This window comes from Pseudopedobacter sp. (genome assembly GCF_040392825.1).
Taxonomy (GTDB): Bacteria; Bacteroidota; Bacteroidia; order Sphingobacteriales; family Sphingobacteriaceae; genus Pseudopedobacter.
Window position 1 is genome coordinate 1 of the sequence record NZ_JBEBVH010000063.1, and the last position, 17091, is coordinate 17091.

A 17091-nucleotide genomic window follows, 5' to 3' on the forward strand; every position below is an offset into this window, starting at 1 on the left:
GAATAGATGTTTCCTAAACATTTGATAGCAGTTCGATTCTGCTCGGGGCTACAATAAGAAAGCTTCTCTTTATGAGAAGTTTTCTTATCGATATATTGATATACGAATCCATCCCTATTTTACCTCTTCAAATGGATTCGATGAATCTCCGGTCCAACGGTACAATTGAAGTTTACAATATTGTTTTTTATCTTTTGATATGCCGTTTTGCGAGATATAAAAATATCCGTTTCCTAAAGAGTGAATACCTGTTGAACCCCATTTAAAGTCCCAACCATATACACCACTTTTTTCATCATGTATACCAGCTTTAGCCAATTGTAAAACTTGTCCTTTTTCTTTCTCATCAAAACCTTTTAATTCCTTCAGAATCGGTTTTTTAGATCCATCTATTGCAAATAAGCTGTAGTTAGGGAATTCTGGTTTTTTTCCTTTATATACTGCTGAAAACCAATAACCTGTATTACTGTCATATTCCAAATTTTGTATGCCGTAAGATGTGTTTCCCGTGTATACAAAATACTTGTTTAAAGGCTTCTCTGGCCCAACCAGACTAAAGTTGCTTTGAGAAAGTGGCCTTTCATATTGTTTAAGTGTGTTTGGGTCGTATTGTAATATAACCTGATAATCATTATCGCTGCGAGAATTTTCTCCATATACGCCATAGGCAACATTTAAGAAGAGTTTGCCGTCTTTTTTCTTGCCAAATTGGGGACCAAAGGCAACACCATCTATACCACTGCAACCATAGCGATGCTCAACTTGTTTACCTTTATTGGTAACAGTTGCATTATAATCATCAACAGCTTCTTTTAGATATACAGTGTTGACAATATTGTCTTTTTCTGCATCCATGTTTTGACGGGTAATTTTATCACCATCAATAATCGCAATATGAAAAGAACTTTGCTGGATCTGTTTGGAATCGTCTCCCAATCCTTTTAAAATCCCTTTACCTATTTTGTCATTTTTATATTCCAACGAAGCATAAATACGCCCGTTTTCCGGATTGACATCTAAACAGCCTAAGTGACCAACAAATCCGTCCACACTACCAATAATCTCCCCTTTCAGGTTTGTTTTGATTAAGCTTGTTGTAAAAGAGAAATACACGTATCCACGCTGCGTATCAACAACAACACCCTGTACGTGAAATTTTCCCTCTTCCCAGTAAATTTGACGGGGTAGTTTATTAATAAGCTCCCGTGTTTTTTTGTCATCAGGCTTTTGTTTGTTTAGGGAAGCATTGCTTGAGTAAGTTATAAAAAGAGTTAAAAGTATTGTCAGGTAATTTTTGAAGTTCATGTGTGTGATTGTTGTTTAAATACGGTCATCTCTTACTGCAAGTTAATAAAACATCAGTAATAAAAAAAAGTGAATCGAAAAATGGAAATATGAAATAGAAAGTATTTAATGATTAAAAAAAATACGAATGAGCGCTTCTATTTCCTTTTTTAATCCATTCTGTTGCAATTTTAGGGATCGGGTGTTTCCTGAATATTAAGAAGTGATTATTTGTTTATTTTGGTAGGTAGTGTAGAATGTCTGAAATTATTTTGCTATAATAACTTCCACACCTTGTTCTTCGATTAATTTCTGTATGGACGGAGATATGCCTTCGTCGGTGATAATAATGTCTATTTTGTCGAGATTACATATCTTTCCGAAGCCTTTCCTGCCGAATTTGGACGAATCACAAAGTACTATTGTTTTTAAGGAAATATTCATCATGGCCTTATTGAGTTCGGCTTCTTCTATGTTGGAGGTTGTTACGCCGAAGTCAAGATCTACACCATCTACGCCCAAAAAAACTTTAGAGCAAGTGATGTTTTCTAGAAAGCTGAGCGTGTAGCTTCCAATTACAGACATGGAGCTCCTTCTGAATGTTCCTCCGAGTTGTGAAATGTTAATTGCTTCATTTTCACTGAGTATTGTAGTGGCTTTTATAGAAGAGGTTACCACGGTGAGGCGCCCTTTAGGTTCTATCTGTTCTGCAAAAGCGCAGATAGTTGAGCCGGAATTGATAATAATCGAGTCGTTATCTTCGATTAGTTTAGATGCAGAGGTCCCTATAAGTTGCTTTTCTTTTATTCTTTCCTTTTCTTTTTCTTTTACATTTCTGTCGGATGCGTGTGGGTTAATAGGGCTGGCGCTTCCATGAGTACGGTATAAAAGTCCCTTTTCTTCGAGTGTTTTTAAGTCTTTTCGTATAGTTACTGTGGTTACGTCCAGTTTTTTTGCAACATCTATAACCCTTACAAATCCTTCTTTTTGTAGTGTATTTAAAATGTATTTATGTCTTTCTGCAATGCTTAAAATCATTCTGACAAGTGTAAGTTTTAACAAATAAAAGAAATAATCAGGGATTTCAAAAGATCGATCGTCTGATTTAGTGATTTGTTTCGTTTTTTATCATTTTTATTTTTCGTTTTGTTTTTATTTTTTGTTTCGTAGTTTTGTTTATGCACTTGTGCTAAAATAGACTTATGAACCATAATAATTAGTAAGAAGAAGGAAAAACGAGAGGAGCTATGCTCGGAAAGCAAATAGAATTATTTTTTTAAACACTGAAAAATCCTAAAACTTGATGTCTGCGTAACCTAAAACAAGTAAAAAAGATAAAGGCGAAAAGTAATTGATTTATAAAAATAGAGAAACTAGATATTCCTGGAAGTCAGACTTGTCGATTGAGGTTTGGACAATTTAAATGCGAACACAGAAGTAAGATAGCAAAAAATTATGTCGACAAAAGTAGAGGTTGCATTGAAAGCAGCAAGAGAAACAAAAGACCTATTGGTGGGAAGTAATATCCTTGACAAGGTACCTGATTTATTTAAGAAATATTTTCGCAATAATAAAGCCGTTATAATTGCCGATGAAACGACTTATAAAATAGCAGGTAAGCAAATAGTCGACTTGCTTGCTGAAAATGGAGTGGAACAAGAGCCGGTTTTTATTTTTAAAGATCCCGATTTATATGCAGAATATAGTTTTGTAGAACAGCTTGCTGCGTCCTTGTCTGTGCACAATGCAGTACCAATTGCAGTAGGATCGGGAACAATAAACGATCTGACAAAGCTGGCCGCCCACCAAAATGGAAGAGAATATATGTGCGTAGCGACAGCAGCATCTATGGATGGCTATACAGCGTTTGGAGCTTCTATTACAGCTGATGGTGCCAAACAGACATTCAATTGCCCCGCACCTAAAGTTTGCGTGGCAGATATTGAAATTATACGTAATGCGCCAACCGAGATGACCGCTTCCGGCTATGCTGATTTATTTGCAAAGATTACAGCTGGAGCCGATTGGATATTAGCTGATAGTTTAGGTGTTGAACCTATTGATCCGCAAGCATGGAGTATCGTACAGGACGGTTTACACGATGCCCTTTCAGATCCTGAAGGCGTACGTAAAGGAAATTCGCAAGCGGTAACCGAATTGATAAGCGGTTTAATGTTAGGAGGTTTCGCTATGCAATGGTCCAGATCCAGCCGACCTGCTTCGGGTGCAGAACATCAGTTTAGTCATCTGTGGAATATGGAGCACCATACGAATAATGGAGAGCATATTTCTCATGGTTTTCAGGTAGCAGTTGGTACATTGGCTATTAGCGCATTGTATGAAGAAATATTAAAATATCCCTTTGATCAGTTAAATATTGAAGCATGTTGCACCAATTGGCCCTCACAAGAAGTGCTGGAAAGAGAATCCAGAATCTTGTTTAAAGACACAGACTTTCCGGAGATTGGAGCGCAGGAAACCAAAGCCAAATATGTTGATACGTTAGGGCTTGCGAAACAACTTGAGTTATTAAAAAGTAACTGGGTGGAGATTAAGCAAAAACTCAAAACGCAGTTAGTACCTTTTAAAGAAGCACAAAATCGGTTGAAAATGGTTGGTGCTCCGTATGAGCCAGAACATATAGGTCTTACCAGGGAATATCTGAAAAATACCTTTATAAGGGCACAATATATTCGTCGTCGTTTTACAGTATTGGATTTATTAGTACGGACAAATACGCTTGATCTCTTTTTAGATAAACTCTTCGGAAAAGAGGGAGTATGGGCATTGAAAGAATATAGAATTCTATCGTAATAGATCTGATCATTAATCTTTTAATTGAAAAAATGGAAGAGCTATAAAAGTAATTTTTATATTGCTTCCTTACACACAATAATATAATTTCAAAACTAACCTAACCAATGACGATGAAAGAAGAAACAGTTTTAACGAACGAAATACCTAAGACGTTTAAATATTGGCAAACACGTACCATTGTGGTAACGATGATTGGTTATGCCCTATTTTATTTTGTGCGTAAAAATTTCTCGTTTGCTATTCCGGGACTTACAGCGGAGTATGGGATAACAAAAACAAGCTTCGGGATTATCATGACGTTAGTTACTATCGTTTATGGTTTATCACGATTTCTTAACGGACTGATAGCAGATAGAATGAATGCCCGCTATCATATGTCAATTGGTTTGTTTCTGTGTGCGGTAGCTAATTTTGCTTTTGGCTGGGGCACTGATCTCAGTGCGCTGATCACAGGCGAAACAAGTGGACCAATGTTTACGAATACAATGGTACTGATATTTGGTATCGTTCTGATTGTAAATAATCTTATTCAAGGTAGTGGCTTTCCTCCCGTGGCGCGTTTGTTAACCCATTGGATACCTCAGAATGAGTTGGCGACAAAGATGTCCATTTGGAATACTTCACATTCTATTGGAGCGGCATTGGTTGCTATTCTTGCAGGTTATATTATGGGTTCTTTGGGGACCAATATGAGCGATAATCCAGAGGTAGTTGCTGCAATAGCAGCTAATTTGAAAGTGGATCCGGCGAATACCGAAAAGATGAAAAGTGTTATTGAATCTGCATCTCATTACGGAGCCTGGAAGTGGTGTTTCTGGATACCTGCAGCTATCGCACTCATCGGATCGATAGGACTGTTCATAGGTTTACGTGATACACCTTCTTCGGTAGGTTTGCCCGAATTACATAAAACACATAAAAAGGGAAAGGATTCTTCTGCAGAATTTAAGGCTTTTGTCCAAAAAGCGGTTTATCGTAATAAATGGATATGGATACTTGGAATTGCTAATTTCTTTGTATATGTAGTTCGTTTTGCTGTATTGGACTGGGGTCCAACATTCTTAAAAGAAGCGCATGGTATGACATTAACTAATGCAGGCTGGACGGTAGCTGTTTTTGAAATTTTTGGTATTGTAGGTATGCTGGCAGCAGGTTGGGTTACAGATAAGTATCTTGAAGGCAAAGCGCACCGTACATCTTTATATTGCATGATAGGTGTGGCTGTATTTATGACGATTTTCTTATACCTACCGGATAACACACCTTCTTGGGGTATGATATTGGTTTTGGCTATGGCCGGATTTTTTATATATGGACCACAAGCTCTTATTGGTATAGCAGCCGCAAATCAGGCAACCAATAGAGCTGCGGCTACGGCAAACGGTCTTACCGGTTTGTTTGGTTATGCAAGCGGTCTTGTTTCTGGTGTGGGTGTTGGCTATATGGTAGATGCTATTAATAAAGTGAATCCGGGAAAAGCCTGGGACTATGTTTTTATGATGATGATTGGTATGGCTGTACTCTGTGTTTTTATTTTTGCGCTGATGTGGAAGGCTAAAGCACACGGTTACGATTCATAATCTACGCTTAATATAAATGATGATTAACGAATACTGATGATGAAGAGCTTAGATGAGTAAATAATAGAAAGAATATTAAAATGAAAGAATACGGATATATTGATAGTAGCAGATTAAACACAACGGATAAACTATACAATTGCCTGAAGGATATTAAACATATTGCCCTGGATATGGACGGGACAATTTATAATGGAAGTACATTATTTCCGTTCACTATTCCCTTTTTGCATAATTTAAAAGAAATGGGAATCTCCTATTCCTTTCTTACCAATAACCCATCTAAAAGTACAGCCGATTATCTTTTGCACCTGTCTAAAATGGGAATAACGGCAGATAAAGAGGAAATGTATACCTCGGCTCAGGCCACTATAGAGTATATTAAAACGAGCATGCCTAATGCAAAGCGTCTCTTTTTGTTAGGGACGCCAAGCATGATAAGTGAATTTGAAGAGGCTGGATTTATTTCCACAGCTGATGATGAGAACGATGTTCCGGATGCTGTAGTGGTGGCATTTGATATGTCGCTTACTTATTCCAGATTGTGCAGAGCATCATGGTGGGTTTCTCAGAGAATACCTTATATCGCTACTAATCCGGATAGGGTTTGTCCTACAGATAAAAAGGTTATTCTGGTTGATTGTGGTGCAATTTATACCTGTATAGAGTATGCTACCGGAAGATTCCCGGATGTCGTAATTGGAAAGCCTAACCCTGGAATGTTGCAGGGTATTTTAAAGCGATACGAGTTACAACCATCAGAAGTTTTAATGGTAGGGGATAGGATATATACAGATGTGAAGATGGCTCACAATGCAGGAGCAATAGGTGTATTAGTGCTATCGGGTGAAACGACGATGGATATAGTCAATCAATCAGAAACGGTTCCGGATATTATAGCGAATAATTTGGCTGAGTTAGAGGCAATGCTCCTCAAAGCAAAAATTAGACTATAATTTTAGCTTCCATGATATTAGCTTAAAGCAGGTTTAGCTTCCTTTTTGGAAGCTTTTTATTTTTAAGAATACCCATAAAAATTTGTCACGGGAGAATGTAAATCTTTATAAAGCCTTCTATAGATTATTATCAGTTTAATGTAATTATTGATCTCTATAAACAGTAATATTCAAGTTAAGTGACATTTAAACCGGATAAAAATCTTTCTTTTGCAAACCGAATGAACATTCATTCTCAATTGCATGGATAAAAAAGAAGCTATTTTTCAACATACTCTGTTGCTTATTCACCAGAATGGGTTTCATGGGACTCCAATGAGTCAAATAGCACAAAGGTCGGGTGTAGCTATTGGTACCATATATCATCACTTTGAATCTAAAGATGAATTGATATTGGCCCTATTCAAATACTGCCGGGGACTAATTACCGAGTATATATTCAAAGACAACCATCCTGATATCGATTTCAAGACCAGGTTCTTTAGTATTTGGCTCAACTTTGTTGAGTTTTATATTAAACATCCGGAATCTTTAAGTTTTATGGATCAGTTTTATTCTTCGCCCTATCTGCAAAGAGTTTTAATCGAGGAAACAATGTGCGGCGAAGATTCGGTTTCTAGATTTTTAAAAGAAGGAATAGATCTGGGCTTTATTAGAAATGCTGATGTAAACATCATCAGTACTGTTTTTATTGGTACGGCAGTTTCCACTGTCAAGAGACATTTGCATGGTTTACACCGTTTTAATCAGGAAAGCTTTAGACATATCATCGAAATTATTTGGGATGGTATAAAGAAATAAATTATATTATGAAGATCAGACACATATTAGCCAACTTACTGCTTTTGCCTTTGTTGCTGGGAAAAGCGAATGCACAAGACAGTGGCAGGCCGAAACTGCCAGAAAAGGCAACCTTGCAGCAATTGATAGGTTATGCTCTAGAAAATAAAATTTCTGTAAGACAGGCAGAAATTGATGAAGAAATAGGTAGAAAAGATATTGCTTCGGCCTTATCTGGCTGGTTTCCACAGATTTCAGCCAACGGGTCATATGTACACAATTTTAAGATTCCTACCACTTTTTTTAATGGGCAAAATCTTCAGATGGGGCAGGAGAATACCAGTGCTTTGGTATTGCAGGCCGATCAACAACTCCTGAATCCATCCCTTATCCAAGCGTCCAAGGCATCAAAATATATCAGGCAACAAAATGCTCAGAACACAGAGAATGTTAAAATAAATGCTGTTGTAGATGTAAGTAAAGCCTATTATGATATTCTTACCAGCGAAGAACAAGTTAAGATTATACAGGAGAATATTGCTCGCTTACAGAAACAATACAATGATGCAAAAGTGCGCTATGAAACAGGGTTAGTTGATAAGACAGATTTTAAACGGGCACAAATAGGGTTAAGCAATGCCAAAGCCGATGAGAAGAGAACAATAGAACTTAGAAAATATAAATACGAATATTTAAAACAACTTTTAGGTTTAGGTGCTACAGATAATCTTTCGCTTTCTTTCGCTGATAAAAACATGGAGAGTGAGATTCTGTTGGATACAACTACTAATCTGTCTTATGAAAACAGGATTGAGTATCAGCAATTATTGACAGCGAAGCGCTTGCAAAATATCAATACTCAATATCAAAAATCGACATTTTTGCCAAGCTTAAGTGCTTATTATAATTATGCCTGGGATTATAGAAATCAATCTTTTAATAGCTTGTATAACCAAAGTTTTCCCCGGTCGGCGGCAGGCTTAACATTATCGTTGCCTATTTTTCAGGGAACAAGAAGATTCCAGCAAATTCAGAAATCAAAATTGCAGGAAGAACGTTTGGACTGGGATATTATAAATCTGGAAAACCAAATCAACAGCCAGTATAGTTTGTCTATGGCAACCTATTCTTCAAATTTAAACGATTGGAAAGTGTCAAAAGAGAATGTAGAGCTTTCTAAAGAGGTTTATAATACCATCAAGCTTCAATATGATGAGGGTATAAAAACTTATCTGGATTTGATGACTGCAGAAACTGATTTAAGAACCAGTCAATTGAATTATTTAAACAATCTGTATGCTGTATTGTCCAGCAAGTTAGATGTTCAGAAATCATTAGGAACCGTAATACCACAATAGAATATTTAAGAAAATAATAAGAAATTGAAATCGACAGTTATGAATAAAATACAGTTAACAGCATTGGCCTTTCTTGGTTCTGGAATAATTTTTCAGTCCTGTCAGAATAAAGGTGCACAACAAGGGCAACAGGGAGAAGTGGTTGTTCCGGTAAGTGCCGTACAGGTTAGCAGAGAGCAGGTAAGTGGTTCGGAAAATTATCCGGCGGTTGTAGTTCCTATTAATGAGACAGAATTGAGAGCCGAAGTGAGCGGATATATAACCAATATCTTTATTACAGATGGTGCTACTGTAAATAAAGGAGACAAACTTTATGAAATAGACGGTACTCGCTATGCAGCTGCTGCGGATCAGGCAAAAGCTAATTTGAAAATTGCAGAGGCTAATTTAGACCGGGTAAAAAAAGACGTTCAGCGTTATAGGAAATTAGCAGAGCAGGACGCTATTGCTAAACAAACTTTGGATTATGCAGAAACAGACCAGAATAACCAGGAAGCACAGGTGTTAGCTGCAAAAGCGGCAGTAACTACTGCTGTAACAAATTTAAATCGTTCTGTTATCAGAGCGCCATTTTCGGGAACAGTAGGAATTTCCCAGGTTAGAAATGGAGCTTTAGTTTCTGCCGGTACAACTTTATTAAACACAATTTCCACAGTTAACCCAATAACTGCAGAATTTCAGGTTCCCGAGCGTAATATTGCTCAATTTGTGAATTTGCAGAAAAGTGGAAATCAATCGGCATTGAGATTAAGGTTATCTGATGGTCAGTTTTTTGAAGGATCAGGACAGATTATAACTATAGACAGGGCGGTAGATGCCGGTACAAATACTATCAAAGTAAGGGCAAAGTTTAATAATCAGGGTAATCAGTTGAGAGCAGGAATGAACGCCACTATTACAGTAATGGAGAAATCTGCATCTCCGGAAATGGTAATACCTTACAAAGCTGTTCAGGAGCAGTTAGGGGTGTATAATGTTTTTGTTATTGGTGACAGTAGCAAGGTAGAACAACGTAATGTTTCTTTAGGACATAAGTTTGATGATAAAGTAGTGATAAAGGATGGATTGAAAGAAGGAGAGAAAGTGGTGACAGAGGGAATAATGAATCTTAAAGAAGGTGTAAAGGTAACAGAGCAAAAGGCAGCAAATTAAGCTTCCTTTCTTGGTAATGATTAAAACAAGAAAATGATTTCAAAAGTATTTATAAAAAGGCCGGTTACAGCGATGGTTATCTCTATATTGATTATCATTATAGGGTTGATATCCATATATACGTTGCCAATCAGCCAATATCCAAACATAGCACCTCCCACGGTAACGGTAAGTTCGACTTACACAGGTGCAGATGCGCAAACAGTAGAACAAACGGTAACTACACCGATAGAGAGTCAGATTAATGGTACACCGGGCATGATTTACATGCAATCGAATAGTACTTCCGACGGTGGGTCCCGTATTACAGTAACTTTCGAAGTAGGAACAGATATTGATATTGCAACACTGGATGTTCAGAACCGTGTTGGAATAGCAGAACCACAATTGCCAGAAGCGGTCAGGAGACTGGGAGTAACCACACGTAAAGCAAATACAGATATTTTGATGATGGTTTCCTTAGTTTCTCCTAACGGAACCAGAGATGCGAAATTTCTTTCTAACTATGCAAACTTATATGTAAAAGATGCTTTAATGCGTGTGAAAGGTGTTGGAGACGTAATGGCTTTTGGACAGCCATTTTCTATGCGTGTATGGTTAGATGCAAATAAGTTAGCTAATCTGGGTTTATCGCCGGCAGATGTAACAGCCGCTATTCAGGAGCAAAATTCAAGGATGCCAGGAGGTAGTGTGGGTGGTCGTCCGCAAGAAACTTCACAGGTTTTTGAGTATCCTGTAATTACAGACAGCGACTTGTCTTCTGTTGAAGACTTTGAGAATATTATTGTAAAAACTGGTGCTGACGGTTCAATAGTGCTTTTAAAAGATGTTGCGAAAGTAGAGCTTGGCCAGTTCAATTACAGCATTGCCACTAAAGTTAATGGAATGGAGTCGACGGGAATGATGATTAGCCAGACTCCGGGAGGGAATGCCGTAGAAACAGCAGATGGAATTTACAAAGCTCTGGGCGAACTAAAAAAAGCGTTTCCTAAAGATGTTGATTATGTAGTAGGTTACGAGACGGTTTCTGTGGTACATGCATCAATAGATTCGGTAATTCATACACTAATCGAAGCTTTAATTCTGGTAACTGTTGTTGTGTTTATTTTCCTTCAAAACTGGCGCGCAACCTTGATTCCCGTTTTGGCAATTCCGGTATCTATTATAGGAACGTTCATATTTTTCAATCTATTTGGTTTCTCTATTAACAACTTAACCATGCTTGCTTTTGTATTGGCTATTGGTATTGTTGTAGATGACGCTATTGTGGTAGTGGAAGCAGTCCAGCACTATATAGATCATTATAAAATAAGCGCAAAAGAAGCCACGGAAAGGGCAATGAAGGACATTACAGCACCTGTAATTGCCATTGCATTAATATTGGCTGCTGTATTTGTTCCCGTAGGCTTTATTCCGGGAATGGTAGGGCAATTATATCAGCAGTTTGCGATAACCATAGCCGTTTCGGTAATGCTTTCTGCATTTATAGCACTTTCACTTACTCCGGCATTGTGTTCTTTGTTGTTAAAACCAACAGAAGTTACAAAGGACTCCAAAGGTTTAAATCAGTTGTTTTATAAATTTAATATTTGGTTTGCCAAAGTGACAAATAACTACACTAATGGTGTTAAACAATGTATAAAGAAAGCGCCTTTAGCACTAATTATTTTGTTATGTATTTTTGTTGGAACCGGGTACATGTTCAAAGTAAAACCAACAGGATTTATCCCTACCGAAGACGGTGGTATTTTCATGGTTGGTATCAACCTGCCTGAAGGAGCATCGTCAGCTCGTTCTGATGCTGTTCTGGAAGAGGTGACAAATGACCTTAGAAAATCGTTCCCCGAAATCGAATATGTAACCAGTATTTCAGGGATGAATATTTTAAATAGGTCGGCCAAACCTAATGGAGCCAGTTTATTCGTTTCCCTGAAAAAATGGAACGAACGGAAGAAGACAGCGGCCCAGATTGTGGGGGAGATTATGGGGAAATATCGTGGTTACGAAAAAGCGAGTCTTATTGCTGTTACACCACCTGCAATTCCTGGTTTAGGATTCTCTGGAGGTTTCTCTATGCAGGTGCAAGATCAGCGCTCTGTAGATATTAAAGAATTCGAGGCAGTAACAGGTAAATTCTTAATGGCTGCAAATCAGCGTCCGGAAATAGCGATGGCATACACGTTATTCAATACCAACTCGCCAAACTATAAATTGAAGGTAGACAGAGAACAGGCAAAAAGGATGGGAGTTCCGGTTTCCGCTATCTATAGTGTGATTTCGTCTTATTTAGGTAGTAGTTATATCAACGACTTTACGAAATATGGCAGAAATTTCCGTGTAGTAAGTCAGGCCGATACAACATATCGTATGCAGATAGAGGATATTGGTAAACTTTATGTAAAGAATGTAAGAGGAGCATCTGTCCCATTAAGTTCGCTGGTTTCTTATGAAATGGTTAAGAATCCTTCTATTGTTAACCACTTTAATATTTTTAGGGCGATTGAGGTAAGCGGGCAGGCAGCGCCAGGATACAGTTCCGGAGATGCTTTAAAAGCACTGGAAGAAGTTGCTGCCGAGGTTTTGCCTGCAGGATATAGTTACGATTTTTCTGGTGTGAGTTTGCAGGAGAAACAATCTGGTAATATGACACTGATTATTTTTACATTGTGTATTATCTTTGTATTCCTGTTATTGGCATCATTATACGAAAGCTGGTCTGTACCATTTTCTATTCTCTTATCTGTACCACTTGGTGTTTTTGGAGCAATTTTAACATTGATTTTAATTCCAAGTATAGATAATAACATCTTTGCCCAGATTGGTTTAGTAACTATCATTGGATTGGCCGCAAAAAATGCCATTTTGATAGTAGAGTTTGCCAAAGAGCGTGTTGATGTAGGAATGCCATTATATGAAGCGACTTTAGAAGCGGTTAAGCTTCGTTTAAGGCCTATTATTATGACGTCATTTGCGTTTATTCTTGGTATTATTCCGTTAATGATCTCAACCGGAGCAGGGGCTTTTGCCCGACAAACGATTGGCTGGACAGTGTTTGGTGGGATGATGGCTGCAACTTTACTGGCTATTTTTATCGTACCGGTATTGTTTGTGGTGATTACCAGATTGGCTTATGGAAAGAAAAAACTGGCTGAATTGGAAGCTAATTTCGATCCTGAGAAAGCTAAGAATTTAAGTGCACATTAATTAAACAAGCAAATAAATGAAGGCCTGCTGAATTTATTTTTTAGCAGGCTTTTTATTTACAGCTACATTCCCAGTCGGTATCCAGATCGATAACTGTAATGACAGTTAGTTTCTCTTTACAGGGAGCAATAATAATTCTAACCTGTTGGTTGTCATGTGTGATTCCCTCTATAGCATATCTTTTTTTACAAATCTCGGTCGTTGTTGTATCCGACTTTTTAAAATTAATTTTTCCGGCTCTTAAAATTTCGTCTACTTCTACAGAGTCTATCTTTCTACAGTCCATTCTGCATCTGGCGTGTTTAGAGAATATAACTTTTTTAGGGAACCTGTTCGGAGCAGATACGGGTTCTTTATTTACTACAATAGGAAAGGGAGTGCTAATGGCTTTGTTTGCTGTCGGTTTGTCATAGAACTTTATACCCACATAAATAATCAGCAATACAGCAGCAAATTTTAACAACGATCTTTTTAAGATTTCTTTATCCATCTTTGATATTAAATTTCAAAAATAGAATAATTTCCTTTAATGCTTGTTTGTAACAATCCCAATAGCCACTTTTGTTCTACCAGATAAAAATAATATTTCATGAGAGGGTGGTGGATGTTTTTAATAGTCTGACTCTTGGCCTAACACCAAAGTAAATCGGGTAGCTTAAAGATTTTAAGTAGTAAGAAGAGCAATAACTTTACTCAAAAATAGGTAAGACAGTAGTATCTTTAATTTCAGACATAACAAAAAAGCTGTGTATACGAGCAATACTTTGCATAACCGAAAGTTTCTGTTGATAGAAGGTATTATAACTCTCCATGTCTTTGGTTATAATTTTTAACAGGTAATCAAATCCACCTGAAACGATATTACATTCAATTACCTCAGGAAATTTCAATATTCCCTCTTCAAATTCAGAAAAATTATCCTTGGTTTGTTTGTCTAAAGTAATGTTGCAATAGACTGTGAGCGAAGCTCCAATTTTCTTTTTGTCAAGAAGAGTTACATATCGGGCAATAACACCTTCTTTTTCAAGACGCTTAACTCTATCATGTATTGGTGTTATAGAAAGATTTATCTTCTGTGAAATTTCTTTGAATGTCAGCTGAGAATTTTCCTGTAATAAACTCAGGATTTTTATGTCTGTTTTATCTAGCATAAATCATTATAAGAAGAAAAAAATACTGTATGATATTTTCTGTATTGGTTAGATATAGAATTATTTTCTGTTATATGTCTCATAAATTTAATGAAATTTCTTTTTTTTTATAAAATTTCAAAAAAAAAATCTGAGACTATAAATTTGATATATACAGTTAACCAATGTATACCAAATAAAATGATAATAGGTATCCCGAAAGAAATTAAGAATAATGAAAATAGGGTGGCAATAACTCCCGCAGGTGTCGTCGCTTTTGTTAAACAAGGGCATCAGGTTTATGTACAGGCACAAGCTGGCTTGGGAAGTGGTTTTACAGATGAAGAATATAAAGAGGCCGGAGCCAGGATACTTCCAGATATTGAAGCAATTTATGCTATTGCAGAGTTAATACTTAAAGTAAAAGAACCTATTGCTGCTGAATATCCGTTAATCAAAGAAAATCAGGTGTTGTTTACTTATTTTCACTTTGCGGCATCCGAAGAATTAACAAAAGCAATGATTGCAAGTAAAGCAATTTGTATCGCTTATGAAACAGTAGAGAGTGCAGACAGAAGTTTGCCTTTGCTTATACCTATGTCTGAAGTGGCAGGAAAAATGGCGGTACAGGAAGGCGCAAAATATCTTGGAAAGCCAACTGGTGGAAGAGGAGTGCTTTTAGGCGGGGTACCTGGTGTAAAACCGGCAAATGTGCTGGTATTAGGTGGAGGAATTGTAGGTATGCAAGCTGCTAAAATGGCGGCGGGTTTAGGCGCCAGCGTAACGTTAATGGATATTAATCTGCCTCGTTTACGACATCTTGAGGAAATCATGCCGGCAAATGTAGATACAGTAATGTCCAGCGAACATAATATAAGACAAGCTATTAAAACTGCTGATTTGATTATTGGAGCGGTGCTGATTCCAGGGGCAAAAGCTCCGCATCTGATCACCAGAGATATGTTAAAAACAATGCGCCCGGGAACAGTATTGGTAGATGTTGCCGTAGATCAGGGAGGATGTATTGAAACATGTACACCCACAACACACGAAAATCCAACTTTTATTATTGACGATATAGTACATTATTGTGTTGCTAATATGCCCGGAGCTGTTCCCTATACTTCGACGCTGGCCTTAGTTAATGCTACACTTCCTTATGCTTTAATACTTGCTGATAAGGGCTGGGAGACTGCCTGTAAAGAAAAGAATGATTTATGTAAAGGATTGAATATTGTGAGAGGAAAAGTCGTGTATAAAGCAGTTGCTGATGCCTTTGGTTTAGAGTATGAGGGGTGTTTACAAAGTACCAACTAAAAATTAAAAATCTTTCTGAGCGATCCTGATTGCTCGAATTAAATAAAGAGGCTGTCTCAAAAAATATCTGTCCTCCTTGTCAAAAGGACCTCCGTCATAAGTATTCAGGCGAGAGATTTCTCTTCTAAAGGTCGGATGAAGGAGCTTTTTTGTTTTTGAGACAGCCTATCTGCTGTACTTTGATCTTAAGTGTAATTTATACAGTCATAATGTCTTTCTCTTTCGCTTCAATCAAGACATCAATCTTAGCAATAAAAGAGTCGGTTATTTTTTGAACCTCTGCTTCACCTACTTTTATTTCATCTTCAGAAACACCTTCGCTTTTTAGTTTTTTAATACTTTCGTTAGTGTTCTTTCGAATATTTCTTATGCTGATTTTTCCAGCTTCTGCTTCTTCTTTAGCCTGTTTTACCAGCTGTCTTCTTCTTTCTTCTGTTAAAGGGGGAACATTAAGTCTAACTACAGAACCGTCGTTTTGAGGGTTTAATCCACAGTTAGAATTTAGAATTCCTTTTTCAATGGGGCCAATCATAGATTTTTCCCAGGGTTGCACCACAATTGTTCTGGCGTCTGGAGTATTGATATTTGCGACCTGAGCAAGTGGTGTAGGAGAACCATAATATTCTACCAGAACTCCATCTAACATTGAAGGAGAAGCTTTACCTGCTCTAATTTTCATTAATTCGTTATCAGTGTGACTGATAGCTTTTTGCATAGTAGCTTTAGCTTCTTCCAATTCTAACTTAATGAATTCGTTCATCTTGTTTTAGTATTTGAGCTTAATTATTTTACTAATGTACCAATATTTTCGCCATCAATAAGCTTCATTAAATTTCCTCCTTTATCCATATCGAAAACGATAATTGGAAGGTTGTTCTCATCGCATAAAGTAAAGGCCGTCATGTCCATTACACTAAGATCCTTAGCATAAACTTCCTGAAAGCTTAAAGAATCGAATTTTGTTGCCGAGGGATCTTTTTCAGGATCGGCAGTATAAATACCATCTACCCGGGTTCCTTTTAAGACAACGTCTGCTTTAATTTCAATCGCTCTTAATGCTGCAGCAGAATCTGTAGTGAAATAAGGATTACCTGTACCGGCACCAAAAATAACTACTCTGCCTTTTTCTAAATGCCTGATGGCTCTCCTTCTTACATAAGGTTCGCATATCTGTTCCATTTTGATGGCAGACTGAAGTCTGGTGTACACTCCAATAGTTTCCAAAGCATTTTGCAGAGCCATAGAGTTAATAACAGTAGCAAGCATTCCCATATAGTCTGCCTGAGCTCTATCCATTCCGGATTTTTCTGCACTTAAACCTCTAAAGATATTACCTCCGCCAATAACAACGGCAACTTCAACACCTTTCTCTTTAACGGCTTTTATTTCTTTTGCATATTGCAAAACGCGGGCATTATCTATACCATATTGTTGCGAACCCATTAAAGATTCGCCGCTTAATTTCAGTAGAATTCTTTTGTACTTCATCAAAAGGGTGATTTTGGCAAAAATA

Annotated in this window: 14 protein-coding genes; 8 read left to right on the forward strand and 6 right to left on the reverse strand. The window is 37.3% G+C overall.

The window, feature by feature from the left end; genetic code table 11:
• Positions 1-114: 114 nt before the first annotated feature.
• Positions 115-1305 (reverse strand): hypothetical protein, encoded by a 1191-nt coding sequence (locus ABWO41_RS06455; protein ID WP_353135221.1) that lies wholly within the window; start codon positions 1303-1305, stop codon positions 115-117.
• A gap of 246 nt (positions 1306-1551) precedes the next feature.
• Positions 1552-2322 (reverse strand): DeoR/GlpR family DNA-binding transcription regulator, encoded by a 771-nt coding sequence (locus ABWO41_RS06460; RefSeq protein WP_353135224.1) that lies wholly within the window; start codon positions 2320-2322, stop codon positions 1552-1554.
• A gap of 417 nt (positions 2323-2739) precedes the next feature.
• Between ABWO41_RS06460 and ABWO41_RS06465 the strand changes: the two genes are divergently transcribed.
• From ABWO41_RS06465 to ABWO41_RS06495, 7 genes are all read left to right on the forward strand, one after another.
• Positions 2740-4098, forward strand: coding sequence for a sn-glycerol-1-phosphate dehydrogenase (locus tag ABWO41_RS06465; RefSeq protein WP_353135227.1), 1359 nt, complete (start codon positions 2740-2742; stop codon positions 4096-4098).
• A gap of 113 nt (positions 4099-4211) precedes the next feature.
• A complete protein-coding gene (locus ABWO41_RS06470; protein WP_353135230.1) occupies positions 4212-5681 on the forward strand; it encodes an MFS transporter in 1470 nt (489 codons plus the stop codon).
• An 80-nt stretch (positions 5682-5761) separates the two neighbouring features.
• On the forward strand, positions 5762-6637 hold the full coding sequence (locus ABWO41_RS06475) for an HAD-IIA family hydrolase (protein WP_353135233.1): 876 nt from the start codon (positions 5762-5764) through the stop codon (positions 6635-6637).
• Between the two features lie 243 nt (positions 6638-6880).
• Positions 6881-7438, forward strand: coding sequence for a TetR/AcrR family transcriptional regulator (locus ABWO41_RS06480; RefSeq protein ID WP_353135236.1), 558 nt, complete (start codon positions 6881-6883; stop codon positions 7436-7438).
• A gap of 8 nt (positions 7439-7446) precedes the next feature.
• Positions 7447-8775: a TolC family protein gene (locus tag ABWO41_RS06485; RefSeq protein WP_353135239.1), complete on the forward strand. Its 1329-nt coding sequence runs from the start codon at positions 7447-7449 to the stop codon at positions 8773-8775.
• Between the two features lie 39 nt (positions 8776-8814).
• Positions 8815-9927 (forward strand): efflux RND transporter periplasmic adaptor subunit, encoded by a 1113-nt coding sequence (locus ABWO41_RS06490; protein WP_353135242.1) that lies wholly within the window; start codon positions 8815-8817, stop codon positions 9925-9927.
• Positions 9928-9960: 33 nt separating this feature from the next.
• Positions 9961-13131: an efflux RND transporter permease subunit gene (locus ABWO41_RS06495; protein ID WP_353135245.1), complete on the forward strand. Its 3171-nt coding sequence runs from the start codon at positions 9961-9963 to the stop codon at positions 13129-13131.
• A gap of 52 nt (positions 13132-13183) precedes the next feature.
• Here ABWO41_RS06495 and ABWO41_RS06500 read toward each other — a convergent pair whose 3' ends face one another.
• Complete coding sequence (locus ABWO41_RS06500) at positions 13184-13621, reverse strand: DUF4258 domain-containing protein (protein ID WP_353135248.1); 438 nt, start codon at positions 13619-13621, stop codon at positions 13184-13186.
• Between the two features lie 199 nt (positions 13622-13820).
• The gene (locus ABWO41_RS06505) at positions 13821-14282 is read right to left on the reverse strand and encodes an Lrp/AsnC family transcriptional regulator (RefSeq protein WP_353135251.1); all 462 of its coding nucleotides are present in this window, start codon (positions 14280-14282) and stop codon (positions 13821-13823) included.
• A 180-nt stretch (positions 14283-14462) separates the two neighbouring features.
• Between ABWO41_RS06505 and ald the strand changes: the two genes are divergently transcribed.
• A complete protein-coding gene (gene ald, locus ABWO41_RS06510; RefSeq protein WP_353135254.1) occupies positions 14463-15578 on the forward strand; it encodes an alanine dehydrogenase in 1116 nt (371 codons plus the stop codon).
• Positions 15579-15774: 196 nt separating this feature from the next.
• Here ald and frr read toward each other — a convergent pair whose 3' ends face one another.
• Together frr and pyrH are read right to left on the reverse strand one after the other, a co-directional pair.
• Entirely contained in the window at positions 15775-16338 is a 564-nt protein-coding gene (frr, locus tag ABWO41_RS06515; RefSeq protein ID WP_353135257.1) for a ribosome recycling factor, read from the reverse strand.
• 23 nt (positions 16339-16361) lie between these two features.
• Positions 16362-17066, reverse strand: coding sequence for a UMP kinase (gene pyrH, locus ABWO41_RS06520; RefSeq protein ID WP_353135260.1), 705 nt, complete (start codon positions 17064-17066; stop codon positions 16362-16364).
• Positions 17067-17091: the final 25 nt, after the last annotated feature.